The organism is Streptomyces sp. NPDC003042 (assembly GCF_053591315.1).
In genome coordinates this window covers 30,409-47,134 of the sequence record NZ_JBSFTP010000014.1, presented here as the reverse complement: position 1 = coordinate 47,134, position 16,726 = coordinate 30,409, and the positions used below count along the sequence as shown (strand labels likewise).

The 16,726-nt window shown below is 70.4% G+C and carries 16 protein-coding genes; 13 read left to right on the top strand and 3 right to left on the bottom strand.

Translation table 11 applies throughout. From position 1 onward, the window contains the following. The first annotated feature begins 120 nt into the window (after positions 1 to 120). Both thrS and ACWDYJ_RS10780 read left to right on the top strand, forming a co-directional pair. Positions 121 to 2,097 (top strand): threonine--tRNA ligase, encoded by a 1,977-nt coding sequence (thrS, locus tag ACWDYJ_RS10785; RefSeq protein ID WP_451565170.1) that lies wholly within the window; start codon positions 121 to 123, stop codon positions 2,095 to 2,097. A gap of 85 nt (positions 2,098 to 2,182) precedes the next feature. Beyond that, positions 2,183 to 2,743 (top strand): HIT family protein, encoded by a 561-nt coding sequence (locus tag ACWDYJ_RS10780; RefSeq protein ID WP_451565169.1) that lies wholly within the window; start codon positions 2,183 to 2,185, stop codon positions 2,741 to 2,743. Here the strand turns inward: ACWDYJ_RS10780 and ACWDYJ_RS10775 are convergent, their stop codons facing one another. The 3 genes from ACWDYJ_RS10775 to ACWDYJ_RS10765 all read right to left on the bottom strand — a co-directional run bounded on the left by ACWDYJ_RS10775 (position 2,744) and on the right by ACWDYJ_RS10765 (position 7,285). Further along, positions 2,744 to 3,145 carry a DnaJ family domain-containing protein gene (locus ACWDYJ_RS10775; protein WP_451565168.1) on the bottom strand — a complete coding sequence of 134 codons (402 nt, stop codon included), beginning with the start codon at positions 3,143 to 3,145 and terminating at the stop codon, positions 2,744 to 2,746. It lies immediately after the preceding gene. A gap of 37 nt (positions 3,146 to 3,182) precedes the next feature. Further along, the gene (locus tag ACWDYJ_RS10770; protein WP_451565167.1) at positions 3,183 to 4,877 is read right to left on the bottom strand and encodes a hypothetical protein; all 1,695 of its coding nucleotides are present in this window, start codon (positions 4,875 to 4,877) and stop codon (positions 3,183 to 3,185) included. A 194-nt stretch (positions 4,878 to 5,071) separates the two neighbouring features. Further along, entirely contained in the window at positions 5,072 to 7,285 is a 2,214-nt protein-coding gene (locus tag ACWDYJ_RS10765) for an elongation factor G-like protein EF-G2 (RefSeq protein WP_451565166.1), read from the bottom strand. Between the two features lie 254 nt (positions 7,286 to 7,539). On the opposite strand from ACWDYJ_RS10765, the gene pgsA reads away from it, so the two are divergent. The 11 genes from pgsA (at position 7,540) to yajC (ending at position 16,713) form a co-directional block, all read left to right on the top strand. Next, on the top strand, positions 7,540 to 8,205 hold the full coding sequence (pgsA, locus tag ACWDYJ_RS10760) for a phosphatidylinositol phosphate synthase (protein ID WP_451565165.1): 666 nt from the start codon (positions 7,540 to 7,542) through the stop codon (positions 8,203 to 8,205). After that, a complete protein-coding gene (locus ACWDYJ_RS10755; RefSeq protein ID WP_451565164.1) occupies positions 8,205 to 9,107 on the top strand; it encodes a phosphatidylinositol mannoside acyltransferase in 903 nt (300 codons plus the stop codon). Before pgsA ends, ACWDYJ_RS10755 begins: the two co-directional genes overlap by 1 nt. Further along, on the top strand, positions 9,107 to 10,279 hold the full coding sequence (locus ACWDYJ_RS10750) for a glycosyltransferase family 4 protein (RefSeq protein WP_451565163.1): 1,173 nt from the start codon (positions 9,107 to 9,109) through the stop codon (positions 10,277 to 10,279). The genes ACWDYJ_RS10755 and ACWDYJ_RS10750 overlap by 1 nt, the downstream gene beginning before the upstream one ends. A gap of 43 nt (positions 10,280 to 10,322) precedes the next feature. Beyond that, positions 10,323 to 10,862, top strand: coding sequence for a hypothetical protein (locus ACWDYJ_RS10745; protein ID WP_451565162.1), 540 nt, complete (start codon positions 10,323 to 10,325; stop codon positions 10,860 to 10,862). Positions 10,863 to 10,989: 127 nt separating this feature from the next. Further along, positions 10,990 to 11,907, top strand: coding sequence for a pyridoxal 5'-phosphate synthase lyase subunit PdxS (pdxS, locus tag ACWDYJ_RS10740; protein WP_451565161.1), 918 nt, complete (start codon positions 10,990 to 10,992; stop codon positions 11,905 to 11,907). Positions 11,908 to 11,914: 7 nt separating this feature from the next. Beyond that, positions 11,915 to 12,517 (top strand): pyridoxal 5'-phosphate synthase glutaminase subunit PdxT, encoded by a 603-nt coding sequence (pdxT, locus tag ACWDYJ_RS10735; protein ID WP_451565160.1) that lies wholly within the window; start codon positions 11,915 to 11,917, stop codon positions 12,515 to 12,517. Positions 12,518 to 12,574: 57 nt separating this feature from the next. Further along, positions 12,575 to 13,327 (top strand): YebC/PmpR family DNA-binding transcriptional regulator, encoded by a 753-nt coding sequence (locus ACWDYJ_RS10730; RefSeq protein ID WP_451565159.1) that lies wholly within the window; start codon positions 12,575 to 12,577, stop codon positions 13,325 to 13,327. Positions 13,328 to 13,547: 220 nt separating this feature from the next. Then, positions 13,548 to 14,078 carry a crossover junction endodeoxyribonuclease RuvC gene (gene ruvC / locus ACWDYJ_RS10725; protein ID WP_451565158.1) on the top strand — a complete coding sequence of 177 codons (531 nt, stop codon included), beginning with the start codon at positions 13,548 to 13,550 and terminating at the stop codon, positions 14,076 to 14,078. Continuing rightward, entirely contained in the window at positions 14,075 to 14,707 is a 633-nt protein-coding gene (gene ruvA, locus ACWDYJ_RS10720; RefSeq protein ID WP_451565157.1) for a Holliday junction branch migration protein RuvA, read from the top strand. The genes ruvC and ruvA overlap by 4 nt, the downstream gene beginning before the upstream one ends. Positions 14,708 to 14,961: 254 nt before the next feature. After that, positions 14,962 to 16,047 carry a Holliday junction branch migration DNA helicase RuvB gene (gene ruvB, locus ACWDYJ_RS10715; protein ID WP_451565156.1) on the top strand — a complete coding sequence of 362 codons (1,086 nt, stop codon included), beginning with the start codon at positions 14,962 to 14,964 and terminating at the stop codon, positions 16,045 to 16,047. 165 nt (positions 16,048 to 16,212) lie between these two features. After that, the gene (yajC, locus tag ACWDYJ_RS10710) at positions 16,213 to 16,713 is read left to right on the top strand and encodes a preprotein translocase subunit YajC (RefSeq protein ID WP_451565155.1); all 501 of its coding nucleotides are present in this window, start codon (positions 16,213 to 16,215) and stop codon (positions 16,711 to 16,713) included. Positions 16,714 to 16,726: the final 13 nt, after the last annotated feature.

Genomic DNA, 16,726 nt, shown 5'->3' with positions numbered 1-16,726 from the left:
GCGTCCGGGGCCGGACCTGAGCGTGCCCCGCCGGTAACCGTTTAGCGGCGCGGGCACTCGGCTCGGTACGATTCAGGCGCGCAGTGTTCGCTCGCGCACCCCCTGAGTCAGGAGAGACCGGTGTCAGACGTCCGTGTGATCATCCAACGCGATTCCGAGCGGGACGAGCGCGTGGTGGCCACGGGCACTACGGCGGCCGAACTGTTCGCCGGTGAGCGCACCATCATCGCCGCGCGCGTCGCGGGCGAGCTCAAGGACCTCAGCTACGAGGTGAAGGACGGCGAGACCGTCGAGCCGGTGGAGATCTCCTCCGAGGACGGCCTGAACATCCTGCGCCACTCGACCGCGCACGTCATGGCGCAGGCCGTGCAGGAGCTCTTCCCCGAGGCCAAGCTGGGCATCGGCCCGCCGGTCCAGAACGGCTTCTACTACGACTTCGACGTCGCCAAGCCCTTCACTCCCGAGGACCTCAAGGTCATCGAGAAGAAGATGCAGGAGATCCAGAAGCGCGGCCAGAAGTTCGCCCGCCGTGTGGTCACCGACGAGGCGGCGCGCGAGGAGCTCGCGGACGAGCCGTACAAGCTGGAGCTCATCGGCATCAAGGGCTCCGCGTCCACCGACGACGGCGCGAACGTCGAGGTGGGCGGCGGCGAGCTGACCATCTACGACAACCTCGACGCGAAGACCGGCGAGCTGTGCTGGAAGGACCTCTGCCGCGGTCCCCACCTGCCGAGCACCCGCAACATCCCGGCGTTCAAGCTCATGCGCAACGCGGCCGCCTACTGGCGCGGCAGCGAGAAGAACCCGATGCTCCAGCGCATCTACGGCACCGCGTGGCCGTCGAAGGACGAGCTGAAGGCCCACCTCGACTTCCTCGCCGAGGCCGAGAAGCGCGACCACCGCAAGCTCGGCAACGAGCTGGACCTCTTCTCCATCCCCGACGAGATCGGTTCCGGCCTCGCCGTCTTCCACCCCCGCGGCGGCGTCATCCGCCGGACCATGGAGGACTACAGCCGCAAGCGGCACGAGGAAGAGGGCTACGAGTTCGTCTACTCCCCCCACGCGACCAAGGGCCAGCTTTTCGAGAAGAGCGGTCACCTGGACTGGTACGCGGAGGGCATGTACCCCCCCATGCAGCTCGACGGTGGTACCGACTACTACCTCAAGCCCATGAACTGCCCGATGCACAACCTGATCTTCGACGCGCGCGGCCGGTCCTACCGCGAACTGCCGCTGCGTCTCTTCGAGTTCGGCACCGTGTACCGGTACGAGAAGTCCGGCGTCGTGCACGGCCTGACCCGTGCCCGGGGCTTCACCCAGGACGACGCGCACATCTACTGCACCCGTGAGCAGATGGCGGAGGAGCTCGACCGCACGCTCACCTTCGTGCTGAACCTGCTCCGCGACTATGGTCTGACCGACTTCTACCTGGAGCTGTCGACCAAGGACCCGGAGAAGTTCGTCGGCTCGGACGAGGTCTGGGAGGAAGCCACCTCGGTCCTCCAGCAGGTCGCCGAGAAGCAGGGCCTCCCGCTGACCCCCGACCCGGGCGGCGCCGCCTTCTACGGTCCGAAGATCTCGGTGCAGGCACGGGACGCCATCGGCCGGACCTGGCAGATGTCGACCGTGCAGCTCGACTTCAACCTGCCGGAGCGTTTCGACCTGGAGTACACCGCAGCGGACGGCTCGCGCCAGCGGCCGGTCATGATCCACCGCGCGCTGTTCGGTTCGATCGAGCGCTTCTTCGCGGTACTGCTGGAGCACTACGCGGGCGCCATGCCGCCGTGGCTGGCCCCGGTCCAGGCGGTCGGCATCCCGATCGGCGACGGGCACGTGGAGTACCTCCAGGAGTTCGCCGCCGAGGCGAAGAAGAAGGGCCTGCGGGTCGAGGTGGACGCCTCCTCCGACCGCATGCAGAAGAAGATCCGCAACCACCAGAAGCTCAAGGTCCCGTTCATGATCATCGTCGGCGACGAGGACATGGCCGCGGGCACGGTCTCCTTCCGCTACCGCGACGGTTCGCAGGAGAACGGCGTCCCGCGTGACGAGGCCTTGGCGAAGCTGGAGAAGGTCGTCGCCGACCGCGTCCAGGTCTGATTCCTCCTCCCCGCGCCCGCGGGGCTCGGCCCCCGGAAAGTGATCACTTTCCGGGGGCCTTCCTCGTCCGCGCAGGCGAGGTCATATGCTGCATCACATGACGACTGAGCCGGAGCAGCAGATCGGTGTGGGCACGCAGGACGCGTTCCAGCGTCTGTGGACGCCCCACCGGATGGCCTACATCCAGGGGGAGAACAAGCCGACCGGCCCGGAGGCCGGGGACGGCTGTCCCTTCTGCGGGATTCCGGAGATGTCCGACCAGGACGGCCTGGTCGTGGCGCGGGGCAAGCACGTCTACGCCGTGCTGAACCTCTACCCCTACAACGGCGGCCACCTGATGGTCGTCCCGTACCGGCACGTCGCCGACTACACGGAGCTGGACAGCCTGGAGACGGCCGAGCTCGCGGACCTCACCAAGCGGGCCATGGTCGCGCTGCGCAAGGCGTCCGGGGCGCACGGTTTCAACATCGGCATGAACCAGGGCAGCGCCGCCGGCGCCGGTATCGCCGCGCACCTGCACCAGCACGTCGTGCCCCGCTGGGGCGGGGACACGAACTTCATGCCGATCGTCGGGCACACCCGGATCCTGCCCCAACTCCTCGCGGACACGCGGCAGATGCTCGCCGACGCCTGGCCCGTCGACTGACTAGGACGGGCGGCTCTCGCGCCAGGTCCGAACCACGTCCTCGACGTCGAACTCCGTCAGATTGAGGGGCGGGCCGGGCGGCGGCATGCGCAGTGCCGCGCGGATCTTGTCGTTGATCTCCGTGAGGACGGCCCGCACCTGACGCTCGGAGCGGGCCTCCCGGACGGCCACCAGCGCGTCCTCGGCCTCCTTGCGCAGCGCGAGCGCCGGAGGCAGTACGGCGAATCCCTCGCGGTGCAGCTTCCCCTTGATCCACCACAGCTCGTCGTAGGGTGCGTCGAGGGAGTCCAGCGGCTTGCCGTAGCCGGGCAGGTTCTCGAAGTCCCCGCGGTCGGCGGCCTCCCTGATCTGGCGGTCCACGAAGGACTCGAAGCTGACACCAGGCGGTTTGCGCTCCGTCATGGCTCCTCCTCCGGGATCCGGGATCACTTCAGCGTACCTACGCGTCGTAGACGTCGGCCTTGCGCGGGGCCGGCTCCTGGATGAGGCCGCTCATGATCGAGGAGCGGTTGGTGAAACGCTCGGTGTCCACGCCGTTCTCCTCCAGCACCTTGAAGGCCGCTTCGTGCACCGACCGCAGGACCGGGGCCACCGTGCGCAGGGCGTCGTCCGCCATGAAGCGGTGGCGCCACATCGGGCCCGCCCAGACGTGGCGCAGGCCGAAGGGCTCGGGCAGGACCAGTTTGCCGCCGAAGTAGTCCAGGAGCGGCGGGTACCAGGTCAGCGGGGCGCGCACGGCCAGGCGTACGACCTCGCTGGCGTCCACCAGGGGCAGCGGGCGCTCCACGGTCTCCCAGAAGCGTATGGACTTGGGGACCTCGACCGTCGGTGGCTTGGACTTGGTGGTGAACAGGCCGGCCACCGGGCCGAGGGCGTGGGCGGTGACGTCCACGCGCAGGGTCTTGTAGAGCACGGTGACGGTGACCAGCATCGTGATGACGAGCTGGCCGTCCCAGAGCGGGTACTGGATGCCCAGGTAGTGCCGGTTGCCCGCGCTGAACTGCTGCTCGTTGCAGATCCGGGTGATCTCGTGCGGCTTGATCACGAAGGTGTCGATGTTCTCGCCGGTGGGGCGGGCGACCTCGGCGGCGCCCTCGCCGATCGGGGTGACGATCCAGTGCTGGATGGAGGCGGCCGGGAAGCCGCCGGTGTGCAGGGGGCCGCGCTCCAGCTTGCGCAACTGGGTGTCGATCGCGCGTATGACGTCCCAGCTGCGGAAGGGGTGGATCTCCGCGCCCTCGGTCCTGGGGGTCAGTTCCTCGGCCATCTGCCAGCTGCCCCAGCGGGTGCCCATCCCGAGGATGCCCTTGGTGCCGGCGTAGAAGACGGAGTTGCTGCGGTCCTCGGCCGTCAGCTTGGCGAGCTGGTGGCGCAGGTCCTCGCGGGCCTTCTCGTCCGGGTTGCCGGGCACCGCTTCGGGGATCTTGGCGGCGACTCCGCCGCCGCCTCCGAGCAGGCCGTCCCAGCGGGAGCGCATGTCGGCGGCGGTGGTTTCGCAGATCCGGCGGGCCAGGTACCAGCCGAGGACCGGGGCGATGATCGAGGCGAGCAGGTAGAGCTCCAGCATGCCGCTGTCGGCATTCCGGTTGACCACCCGGTAGAGCAGCAGCGCCGCGACCGCGGCCACGGCGACGAGGAGGGCGGTGCCGATCCAGGAACTGCCCTTGGTCTCGCTCTTGGCGAGCATCTTGCGGAGCTGGAACAGCCCCAGCCACAGCAGCAGGCCGGGCAGGAACAGCACGCCGCAGCACAGCATGATCAGGCGCAGCTTGCGGTCGCGTTCCTTGCGGATGCGGGAGGCGGCCAGGCAGTGCTCCACGACGGTCTGGGGGTCGGCGCCGAAGGACTGGATGAGGGGCTTGCGGGCGGCGCCGAGGGTACGGGCCTCGACGGCGCGACAGAAGGCCTCGCCGAGGTTGGGCTCGAAGAGCGCGATCTTGGGGGCCTTGACCGAGGCCGGGTGGTGCTCGCTGTTGGCCTCGAGTATGGAGGACAGCTTGGTGTCCTTGCCGCCTTCCCGGTACGCGGCGGAGGCGAGTGCGTTGGTCGCCGCGGTCTGGCCGCCGCCCCCCTGGAGAGGAATCTGCGCTCCGGGCCTGAAGTCGAAACCGTCGTCCGCCACCGCTGCCCCCATCGCCGTGCCACTGTGCTTTTGCTGTGCTGTGCTGTGCTGTTCTGTCGCGCTACTACCGTGTTCCGCCGGGCGGTGTCATGCCCTGCCGTGTTATTTGTCGCGCCGAAGAGCCTATCGGTGCACTTCGCCCTGTGGTCATGGGACAGGGAAATACCGCCCACCGCAAGCGGGTTGGGTGGGCGGTCACGGGCGTGCTATGTCAATTGGTTTCCCTTCTCCGCCTGTTCGCGCACCTTGTCCGCGAGATGGGGCGGCATGGGCTCGTGCCGGACGTACGTACGGGTGAAGCTGCCCGTGCCGTGCGACACGGAGCGCAGCTCCACGGCGTAGCGGCTGATCTCGATCTCGGGGATCTCGGCGCGCACCCGGGTCCGGGCGGCGCCGGCCTGTTCGGTGCCGATGACGCGGCCCCGGCGGCCGGCGAGATCGCTCATGACCGGGCCGACGTACTCGTCGGGTACCAGGACGTCGAGTTCCGCGACGGGTTCCAGGAGGTGGATGGGGCTGTCGGCGGCGGCTTCGCGCAGGGCGAGGGCGCCGGCGGTCTGGAAGGCGGCGTCGGAGGAGTCCACCGAGTGCGCCTTGCCGTCGCGCAGGGTGATGCGTACGTCGACCAGCGGATATCCGGCGGCGACGCCGCGGGCGGCCTGGGCGCGTACGCCCTTCTCCACGGACGGGATGAACTGGCGGGGCACCGCGCCGCCGACGACCTTGTCGACGAACTCGATGCCGCTGCCGGACGGGAGCGGTTCGACGTCGATCTCGCAGATGGCGTACTGGCCGTGGCCGCCCGACTGCTTGACGTGCCGGCCGCGGCCGGCGGCCGTGGCTCCGAAGGTCTCGCGCAGGCTCACCTTGTGGGGGACGGGGTCGACCTGGACTCCGTAGCGGGTGCGCAGCCGCTCCAGGGCGACCTCCTGGTGGGCTTCGCCGAGGCACCACAGGACGAGCTGGCGGGTGTGCTGGTTCTGTTCCAGCCGCATGGTGGGGTCCTCGGCGACGAGGCGGGCCAGGCCCTGGGAGAGCTTGTCCTCGTCGGCCTTGCTGTGGGCCTCGATGGCGAGGGGCAGCAGCGGCTCGGGCATGCTCCAGGGCTCCATGAGGAGCGGGGTGTCCTTGGCGGAGAGGGTGTCGCCGGTCTCGGCGCGGCCGAGTTTGGCGACGCAGGCGAGGTCGCCGGCGATGCACTGGTCCAGGGTGCGCTGCTGTTTGCCGAAGGGGGAGGTGAGGGCGCCGACGCGTTCGTCGACATCGTGGTCCTCGTGGCCCCGGTCGGCGAGGCCGTGTCCGCTGACGTGGACCGTTTCCTCGGGATGCAGGGTGCCGGAGAAGACGCGGACGAGGGAGACGCGGCCGACGTAGGGGTCGGAGGAGGTTTTGACGACTTCGGCGACGAGGGGGCCGTCGGGATCGCAGGTGGCGGCGGGGCGGGGGGAGCCGTCGGGGGCGGTGAGGGCGACGGGGGCGCGTTCCAGGGGGGTGGGGAAGCCGCCGGTGATCAGTTCGAGGAGTTCCGCGGTGCCGAGGCCCTGGCGGGCGCCGTCGGCGGCGGGGGCGGCCATCAGGACGGGGTGGAAGGTGCCGCGGGCGACGGCCCGCTCCAGGTCGTCGACGAGGGTCTTGAGGTCGATTTCCTCGCCGCCGAGGTAGCGGTCCATGAGGCTCTCGTCCTCGCTCTCGGCGATGATCCCCTCGATGAGGCGGGAGCGGGCGCTGTCGATGAGGGCGAGTTCGGCGGGGTCCGGGTCGCGCTCGACGCGCTCGCCCGAGGTGTAGTCGTAGACGCGCCGTGAGAGCAGGCCGAGGAGTCCGGCGACGGGGGAGTGCCCGTCGGGTCCGGCGGGCCCGTACAGGGGCAGGTAGAGCGGGAGGACGGCGTCGGGGTCGTCGGCTCCGAAGGTCTCGCCGCAGACGGTGGTCATCCGGGCGTAGTCGGAGCGGGCTGCCTCCAAATGGGTGATGACGATGGCCCGGGGCATGCCGACGGCCTCGCACTCGTCCCAGACCATGCGGGTGGCACCGGAGAGGCCCTCGCCGCCGTCCGCGGCCGAGACGACGAAGAGGGCCGCGTCCGCGGCGCGCAGACCGGCCCTGAGTTCTCCGACGAAGTCGGCGTATCCGGGGGTGTCCAGGATGTTGACCTTGATTCCGGCCCATTCGACGGGTACCAGGGACAGCTGGATGGAGCGCTGGCGGCGGTGCTCGATCTCGTCGTAGTCGGAGACGGAGGTGCCGTCCTCGACCCGGCCGGCCCTGTTGACGGCCCCCGCGGTCAGGGCCAGGGCCTCGACGAGGGTGGTCTTGCCGGCGCCGCTGTGGCCGACCAGCACGACGTTCCGTACGGAAGCGGGGCGGTCGGCCGTCAGTGCCCTGCCGGCGGCCCCGGCTTGGTGTGATGTGGCTCCCATGACGCTCGTGCCTCCTGGTGTCGCGGTGAGGAGGGTGATCGTGGTTCTTCGAGCTTTGCACCGGCGTCACACCGCGTCCATACGTCGTACGCCGGGTCCATGCCGTGAAGGTCCGCGGCGTGCGGCGGAGCCGGTGGCGGGATTGCCCGGAGCGCACCGGTGGATGCGCGGCGATTCGCGCCTTGGGCGCTGGCTACGATGGGCCAGCCGGTGGCCGTGGTGGCCGTGCGGCCCAGCGACCCTCCGGGAAGGCCATGCTGAACAAGTACGCGCGTGCATTCTTCACGCGTGTTCTCACGCCGTTCGCCGCATTTCTCCTCCGTCGGGGGGTGAGCCCGGACGCGGTCACCCTCATCGGCACCGCCGGAGTGGTGGCGGGAGCGCTGGTCTTCTTCCCCCGGGGCGAGTTCTTCTGGGGCACGATCACCATCACCCTCTTCGTGTTCTCCGACCTGGTGGACGGGAACATGGCCCGCCAGGCCGGCGTCTCCAGCCGGTGGGGCGCGTTCCTCGACTCCACGCTCGACCGGGTGGCGGACGCGGGGATCTTCGGTGGGCTCGCGCTCTGGTACGCGGGCTCCGGGAACGACAACGCGCTGTGCGCGGTGGCGATCTTCTGCCTGGCCAGCGGCCAGGTGGTCTCGTACACCAAGGCCCGCGGCGAATCGATCGGGCTGCCGGTCGCCGTCAACGGGCTCGTCGAGCGCGCCGAGCGGCTGGTGATCACGCTCGTCGCGGCCGGTCTGTCGGGTCTGGAGACCTTCGGGGTGCCCTCGTGGATCGGGGTGCTGCTGCCGATCGCGCTGTGGGTGGTGGCGGCGGGCTCGCTCGTCACGCTGATCCAGCGGGTGGTCACCGTACGCCGTGAGGCGGCCGAGGCCGACGCGGCCGCTGCCGCCGCCGAGGGGGGAGCTGCCTGATGGGCAAGGCACAGGACAAGCTGGTCGACGGGCTCTACGGGCTCGGCTGGGCCGGTGTGAAGAAACTTCCGGAACCGGCGGCCGTGGCACTGGGCCGCAAGATCGCCGACGTGGCCTGGAAGCGGCGCGGCAAGAGCGTCCTGCGGCTGGAGTCCAATCTGGCGCGCGTCGTGCCGGACGCGACGCCGGAGCGGCTGCTGGAGCTGTCCCACGCGGGTATGCGCTCCTACATGCGGTACTGGATGGAATCCTTCCGGCTGCCGGCCATGGACCGGAAGCGGTTCAGCACGGACGTCGAGATGAAGGACGACCACATCCTGCGCGAGGCCCTCGCCTCCGGGCGCGGAGTCATCGTCGCCCTGCCGCACCTGGCCAACTGGGACCTGGCCGGGGCCTGGGCCACCGGCCACATCGGCGTTCCGTTCACCACGGTCGCCGAGCGGCTCAAGCCCGAGACCCTCTACGACCGGTTCGTGGCCTACCGGGAGAGCCTGGGCATGGAGGTGCTGCCGCACAGCGGCGGCTCCGCCTTCGGGACCCTCGCGCGCCGGCTGCGCTCCGGTGGCATGGTCTGTCTGGTCGCGGACCGGGACCTCTCGGCCTCCGGCGTCGAAGTGGACTTCTTCGGTGCGACCGCGCGGATGCCGGCCGGGCCGGCGCTGCTGGCGCAGCAGACGGGCGCGGTGCTGCTCCCCGCGACCCTGTACTACGGGGACTCGCCGCAGATGTACGGCCAGATCCACTCCGAGGTGGAAGTGCCGAAGACCGGGACCCGGATCGAGAAGACCGCCGCCATGACGCAGGCGGTCGCGGACGTCTTCGCCGCGGGGATCGCCGAGCACCCGGAGGACTGGCACATGTTGCAGCGCTTGTGGATCGATGACCTGGAGGAGCGCCCGTAGTGAAGATCGGCATCGTGTGCCCGTACTCGTGGGACGTACCGGGCGGAGTCCAGTTCCACATCCGTGACCTGGCGGAACACTTGATCCGCCGCGGCCACGAGGTGTCGGTCCTGGCCCCGGCGGACGACGAGACCCCGCTGCCGCCCTACGTGGTCTCGGCGGGACGGGCGGTGCCGGTGCCGTACAACGGATCGGTCGCCCGGCTGAACTTCGGCTTCCTGTCGGCGGCGCGGGTGCGCAGGTGGCTGCACGACGGGGTCTTCGACGTGATCCACATCCACGAGCCGGCCTCGCCCTCGCTGGGGCTGCTGTCCTGCTGGGCGGCCCAGGGCCCGATCGTGGCGACGTTCCACACCTCGAACCCGCGCTCACGCGCCATGATCGCCGCGTACCCGATCCTCCAGCCGGCGCTGGAGAAGATCAGCGCGCGCATCGCGGTGAGCGAGTACGCCCGGCGCACGCTGGTGGAACACCTGGGCGGGGACGCGGTGGTCATCCCGAACGGGGTCGACGTGGACTTCTTCGCCAAGGCCGAGCCGAAGGCCGGCTGGGGCGGCCAGACCCTCGGTTTCGTCGGCCGCATCGACGAACCGCGCAAGGGCCTGCCGGTGCTGATGGCGGCCTTCCCCAAGATCGTCGAAGCCTGCCCGGACGTACGCCTGCTCGTGGCCGGCCGCGGTGACGAGGAGGAGGCGGTGGCCCCGCTCCCCGCCGCACTGCGCTCGCGCGTGGAGTTCCTCGGCATGGTCTCCGACGAGGACAAGGCCCGCCTGCTGCGCAGCGTGGACGTCTACGTCGCCCCCAACACCGGCGGCGAGAGCTTCGGGATCATCCTGGTCGAGGCCCTGTCCGCGGGCGCGGCGGTGCTGGCCTCCGACCTCGACGCCTTCGCCCAGGTCCTGGACCACGGCGGCGCGGGGGAGCTGTTCGTGAACGAGGACCCCGACTCCCTCGCGACCAAGGCGATCTCGCTGCTCGGTGACCCGGCGCGGCGCGCGGAACTGAGCGCCCGCGGCTCCGCGCACGTACGCCGCTTCGACTGGTCGACGGTCGGCGCGGACATCCTCTCCGTCTACGAGACCGTCACCGCCGGAGCGGCCGCTGTGGCCACCGACGAACGCGTCCCGCTCCGCACCCGCCTCGGCTTCTCGCGCGACAGCTCGTCCTCCTGACGGAGGAGCCGGGGGCAGGCGGGGAAGGGTAGTGTCGCCGCCCGTGATCGAAAACCTTGTGTGGATCGCCGTGGCGCTCGGCGTCGTCGGCGTCTACCTCAGCTGGACCGCCGGCCGCCTGGACCGGCTGCACACGCGGATGGACGCCGCCCGCGCCGCCCTCGACGCGCAGCTCGTGCGGCGGGCCTCGGTGGTGCTGGAGGTCGCCACCTCCGGGGCCCTCGACCCCGCCTCCTCGCTCGTGCTGTACCAGGCCGCGCACGCCGCCCGGCAGGCCCGGGAGGAACACCGCGAGGTCGCGGAGAGCGAGCTCAGCCAGGCGCTGCGCGCGGTGTTCGCCGACGTCGACCAGGTCGAGGTGCTGAAGGCCGCTCCGGGCGGCGTGGAGGCCGCCGAGGACCTGGCGGCGGCGGTGCGCCGGGTCCCGATGGCGCGGCGGTTCCTCAACGACTCCGTGCGGGCGGCCCGCGCGCTGCGCAGGCACCGCAAGGTCCGCTGGTTCAGGCTGGCCGGCCACGCGGCGTTCCCGCTCGCCTTCGAGATGGACGACGAGCCCCCCGCCGACCTGGCCGCCCGTCCGTAGTTGTACCCAGTGGCCAACTTGAAAGGAGCCACCGGCTCCTTATTGGCCCTTGCAGTGGACTGGTCCGGGGAGGTTTGCTCGGCTGAGCAACACGTAGCGCCCGTCTTCCTTCGAGTGAGGTCACCCCGTGAGCACGCTTCCCACCTCCCCCCAGTCCGCCGAGTCGGCGATCGGCACCTCCCGCGTCAAGCGCGGCATGGCCGAGCAGCTCAAGGGCGGCGTGATCATGGACGTGGTCAACGCCGAGCAGGCGAAGATCGCCGAGGACGCCGGCGCCGTGGCCGTCATGGCCCTGGAGCGGGTCCCCGCCGACATCCGCAAGGACGGCGGAGTCGCCCGCATGTCCGACCCGAACATGATCGAAGAGATCATCGACGCGGTCTCGATCCCGGTCATGGCCAAGTCCCGCATCGGCCACTTCGTCGAGGCCCAGGTCCTGCAGTCCCTCGGCGTCGACTACATCGACGAGTCCGAGGTCCTGACCCCGGCCGACGAGGTCAACCACTCCGACAAGTGGGCGTTCACCACCCCCTTCGTCTGTGGCGCCACCAACCTGGGCGAGGCCCTGCGCCGCATCGCCGAGGGCGCGGCCATGATCCGCTCCAAGGGCGAGGCCGGCACCGGCAACGTCGTCGAGGCCGTCCGCCACCTGCGCCAGATCAAGAACGAGATCGCCCGCCTGCGCGGCTACGACAACAACGAGCTGTTCGCCGCCGCCAAGGAACTGCGCGCGCCGTACGAGCTCGTCAAGGAAGTCGCCGAGCTCGGCAAGCTCCCGGTCGTGCTCTTCTCCGCCGGTGGCGTCGCCACCCCGGCCGACGCCGCCCTGATGCGCCAGCTCGGCGCCGAGGGCGTCTTCGTCGGCTCCGGCATCTTCAAGTCGGGCGACCCGGCCAAGCGCGCCGCCGCCATCGTGAAGGCCACCACCTTCTACGACGACCCGAAGATCATCGCGGACGCCTCCCGCAACCTGGGCGAGGCCATGGTCGGCATCAACTGCGACACCCTCCCCGAGTCCGAGCGCTACGCCAACCGCGGCTGGTAGTCCCGTCATGACGAACACCCCCGTGAACCCCGTCATCGGGGTACTCGCCCTCCAGGGCGACGTACGGGAGCACCTGATCGCCCTGGCCGCGGCGGACGCCGTGGCCAGGCCGGTCCGGCGTCCCGAGGAGCTCGCCGAGGTCGACGCCCTGGTGATCCCCGGCGGCGAGTCCACGACCATGTCGAAGCTCGCCGTCCTGTTCGGCATGCTGGAGCCACTGCGCGAGCGCGTGCGGGCCGGCATGCCGGTCTACGGCACCTGCGCCGGCATGATCATGCTCGCCGACAAGCTGCTGGACGGCCGCGAGGACCAGGAGACGCTCGGCGGGATCGACATGATCGTGCGCCGCAACGCCTTCGGCCGGCAGAACGAGTCCTTCGAGGCGAAGGTCGAGTTCGCGGGCATAGCCGACGGCCCCGTCGAAGGCGTTTTCATCCGCGCCCCGTGGGTCGAGTCGGTCGGCGCGGGCGCCGACGTACTCGCCACCTACGACGGCCACACCGTGGCCGTGCGGCAGGGAAACGTTCTTGCCACCTCGTTCCACCCCGAACTGACCGGCGACGATCGCGTCCACGCGTACTTCGTCGACATGGTGCGCGCGGGGCTGTGACGCGGTCCCGGTAGGATCGTTGGCGAACACTGTTGGTTACGCGAAGGAGACAGGCGGATGTCCGGCCACTCTAAATGGGCTACGACGAAGCACAAGAAGGCCGTGATCGATGCCAAGCGCGGCAAGCTCTTCGCGAAGCTGATCAAGAACATCGAGGTCGCGGCCCGTACCGGTGGCGCCGACCTGGACGGCAACCCGACGCTGTTCGACGCCGTCCAGAAGGCCAAGAAGCAGTCGGTCCCCAACAAGAACATCGACTCCGCGCTCAAGCGCGGAGCGGGTCTTGAGGCCGGCGGCGCCGACTACGAGACGATCATGTACGAGGGCTACGGTCCGAACGGTGTCGCGGTGCTCATCGAGTGCCTCACCGACAACCGCAACCGCGCCGCCTCCGACGTCCGCGTCGCCATGACCCGCAACGGTGGTTCGATGGCCGACCCGGGCTCGGTCTCGTACCTGTTCAACCGCAAGGGCGTCGTCGTACTGCCCAAGGGTGAACTCTCCGAGGACGACGTCCTGGAGACGGTGCTCGAGGCCGGTGCCGAAGAGGTCAACGACCTCGGTGACAGCTTCGAGATCATCAGCGAGGCCACCGACATGGTGGCGGTCCGTACCGCCCTCCAGCAGGCCGGTATCGACTACGACTCGGCCGACTCCAACTTCGTTCCGACCATGCAGGTCGAGCTGGACGAAGAGGGCGCGCGCAAGATCTTCAAGCTCATCGACGCGCTGGAGGACAGCGACGACGTCCAGAACGTCTTCGCCAACTTCGACGTCTCGGACGAGGTCATGGAGAAGGTCGACGCCTAAAAGGCGTCAACTGCCCCCCTCTGCGGCTGAACCTCCCCCAGCTACCGCTGGGAGGTGCCCCCGGCCGCTCTCGCGGAGGTGGTTGCTCGCCGTCGGGGTTGCTCAATTGACGGTTGCCGCTTTGGACGGGCCGACGGGACACACCCTGTCGGCCCGTCGCTTTGTCAGTGGGGCCGGATAGCCTGCACGCACAGGCGATCGAGGGCAGGGGGGTGGGCGTGTGCGGGTACTCGGTGTGGACCCGGGGTTGACGCGGTGTGGTGTCGGTGTGGTCGAGGGTGTCGCCGGCCGCCCCCTGACCATGATCGCGGTGGGGGTCGTACGGACGCCCTCGGACGCCGAGTTGGGTCACCGGCTCGTCGCCATCGAGCAGGGCATCGAGGAATGGCTCGATGCCCACCGGCCCGAAGTCGTCGCCGTGGAACGGGTGTTCAGCCAGCACAACGTCAGCACCGTCATGGGCACCGCCCAGGCGAGCGCCGTAGCCATGCTGTGCGCCGCCCGGCGCGGCATACCGGTCGCCCTGCACACCCCGAGCGAGGTCAAGGCCGCCGTCACCGGCAGCGGCCGGGCCGACAAGGCCCAGGTCGGCGCGATGGTCACCCGGCTGCTGCGGCTGGCCGAGCCGCCCAAGCCCGCCGACGCCGCCGACGCCCTCGCCCTCGCCATCTGCCACATCTGGCGGGCCCCCGCCCAGAACCGCCTCCAGCGGGCGGTCGCCCTGCACGCCTCGAAAGGCCGTACCCGATGATCGCCTTCGTCAGCGGCCCAGTCGCCGCGCTCGCCCCCACCCTGGCCGTCATCGAGGTCGGGGGCGTGGGCATGGCCGTGCACTGCACGCCGAACACCATCGCCGGCCTGCGGACCGGCGAGCCGGTCCGGCTGGCGACCTCGCTGGTCGTACGGGAGGACTCGCTGACCCTGTACGGCTTCGCGGACGACGACGAACGGCAGGTCTTCGAGCTGCTCCAGACCGCGAGCGGGGTCGGGCCGAGGCTGGCGCAGGCCATGCTCGGCGTGCACAGCCCGGACGCGCTGCGGCTGGCCGTCTCCACCGGTGACGAGAAGTCGCTGATGGCGGTGCCGGGCATCGGCAAGAAGGGCGCGCAGAAGCTCCTGCTGGACCTGAAGGACAAGCTGGGTGCCCCGGTGGGTTCCAGTGGCCTGGTGGGGGCCCAGCGGGCCGCCGCGCCGGGTCCCGCCCCGTGGACGGAACAGCTCCAGGCGGCGCTGATCGGCCTCGGCTACGCGTCGCGCGAGGCGGAGGACGCGGTGGCGGCCGTCACGCCGCAGGCCGAGGCGGCCATCGCCTCCGGCGGTTCCGCCCCCGTTCCGCAGCTGCTGCGGGCCGCCCTCCAGTCCCTGAACCGGTCCCGCTGACCGTGTACCAGCGGCGCCGCTGCTGGGGCTCCGCCCCAGACCCCGCGCCTCAAACCCCCCCACGACTCCGTCTGGGGATACCCCCTGGCGAGGCTGATTTGCCGGGGCTCCGCCCCGGACCTCAGGGGCGGACCGCATCAGCCAATTTCAGCCCCGCCGGCGTTTGAGGCGCGGGTCTGGGCAGAGCCCAGGACGGCGGGCCGCAGGCGGGACACGACAGACCACCGCACGAACCGAGAAGGCAGACCGACATCGTGAACTGGGACGACGAGACCGCCACCCCCGAGCCGGACCGGCTGGTCGCGCCCGCGGCAGACGGGGAGGACACCGCCGTCGAGGCGGCGCTGCGACCGAAGGACCTCGGCGAATTCGTCGGCCAGGAGAAGGTCCGCCAGCAGCTGGATCTCGTCCTCAAGGCGGCCCGCCAGCGCGGCGCCACCGCCGACCACGTCCTGCTGTCCGGCGCGCCCGGCCTCGGCAAGACCACCCTGTCCATGATCATCGCCGCCGAGATGGGCGCCCCCATCCGGATCACCTCCGGCCCCGCCATCCAGCACGCCGGCGATCTCGCCGCGATCCTCTCCTCCCTCCAGGAGGGGGAGGTCCTCTTCCTCGACGAGATCCACCGCATGTCCCGGCCCGCCGAGGAGATGCTCTACATGGCCATGGAGGACTTCCGCGTCGACGTGATCGTCGGCAAGGGCCCCGGGGCCACCGCCATCCCGCTGGAGCTGCCGCCCTTCACCCTCGTCGGCGCCACCACCCGCGCCGGCCTGCTGCCCCCGCCGCTGCGGGACCGCTTCGGCTTCACCGGCCACATGGAGTTCTACGTCCCCGAGGAGCTGGAGCGCGTCATCCACCGCTCCGCACGCCTCCTCGACGTGGAGATCGACACCGCCGGAGCCGCCGAGATCGCCGGGCGCTCCCGCGGCACCCCGCGCATCGCGAACCGCCTGCTGCGTCGCGTCCGGGACTACGCCCAGGTCAGGGGCGACGGGACGGTCAACCGCGAGGTGGCCCGCAGCGCCCTCCAGGTCTACGAGGTGGACGCGCGCGGGCTCGACCGGCTGGACCGGGCCGTGCTGGAGGCCCTGCTCAAGCTGTTCGGCGGCGGCCCCGTCGGGCTGTCCACCCTCGCCGTGGCCGTCGGCGAGGAGCGGGAGACGGTGGAGGAGGTGGCCGAGCCGTTCCTGGTCCGGGAGGGACTGCTGGCCCGTACGCCGCGCGGGCGGGTCGCGACGCCCGCCGCATGGGCCCATCTGGGGCTCGTACCGCCCCAGCAGGGCGTCGGCGGTCCAGCCAGTGGATCAAGTGGACAACAGGGCTTGTTCAGGGCCTGACGGCGCGGAGGTTCGACCGGTCAGGAACTGCGGTGCCATGCTGGGCGTTGTTCCATCCGTGCGGACTCGCCTAGACTCCGCCGATGCCGACCCTTCAGGTCGGCGTGCCCACCCCCCGTAGAAGAAGGCCGTCTCCCGTGCGGTCGTGCGAAGGATCTCCGTCCCGTGAATCTCGTGACACTCCTCCCGTTCATCGTGCTCATCGGGGCGATGTTCCTGATGACCCGTTCCGCCAAGAAGAAGCAGCAGGCTGCTGCCCAGATGCGCAACAACATGACGCCCGGCACCGGCGTCCGCACCATCGGCGGCATGTACGCCACGGTGAAGGAGCTCGGTGAGGACACGGTCACCCTCGAGGTGGCTCCCGGCGTCCACGCGATCTTCGCCAAGAACTCCATCGGTGCCGTCCTCGACGACGAGGAGTACAACCGCATCGTCCACGGCATCACCGATGAGCCGGCCGACGACACGCCGGTCGTCCCGGACGACGCCTCGTCGCTGATCGAGACCTCGGCCGAGACCCCGGCCGAGGCCCCGAAGGCGGACCTGTCGAAGGACGCGTCCACCGAGGACGAGGCTCCCAAGCTCGACCTGGGCAAGAGCGACGAGCCCAAGGGCGACGAGCCGAAGGACGGCAAGACCGACGGCGAGGCCGGCGCGAAGTAGCGCTCGGCCACGG

Coding starts and splice junctions, on each gene's coding strand:
- ACWDYJ_RS10780 (WP_451565169.1), top strand. CDS start 2,183: ATGCTGCATCACATGACGACTGAGCCGGAGCAGCAGATCGGTGTGGGC.
- ACWDYJ_RS10775 (WP_451565168.1), bottom strand. CDS start 3,145: ATGACGGAGCGCAAACCGCCTGGTGTCAGCTTCGAGTCCTTCGTGGAC.
- ACWDYJ_RS10770 (WP_451565167.1), bottom strand. CDS start 4,877: ATGGGGGCAGCGGTGGCGGACGACGGTTTCGACTTCAGGCCCGGAGCG.
- ACWDYJ_RS10765 (WP_451565166.1), bottom strand. CDS start 7,285: ATGGGAGCCACATCACACCAAGCCGGGGCCGCCGGCAGGGCACTGACG.
- pgsA (WP_451565165.1), top strand. CDS start 7,540: ATGCTGAACAAGTACGCGCGTGCATTCTTCACGCGTGTTCTCACGCCG.
- ACWDYJ_RS10755 (WP_451565164.1), top strand. CDS start 8,205: ATGGGCAAGGCACAGGACAAGCTGGTCGACGGGCTCTACGGGCTCGGC.
- pdxT (WP_451565160.1), top strand. CDS start 11,915: ATGACGAACACCCCCGTGAACCCCGTCATCGGGGTACTCGCCCTCCAG.
- ACWDYJ_RS10730 (WP_451565159.1), top strand. CDS start 12,575: ATGTCCGGCCACTCTAAATGGGCTACGACGAAGCACAAGAAGGCCGTG.
- ruvA (WP_451565157.1), top strand. CDS start 14,075: ATGATCGCCTTCGTCAGCGGCCCAGTCGCCGCGCTCGCCCCCACCCTG.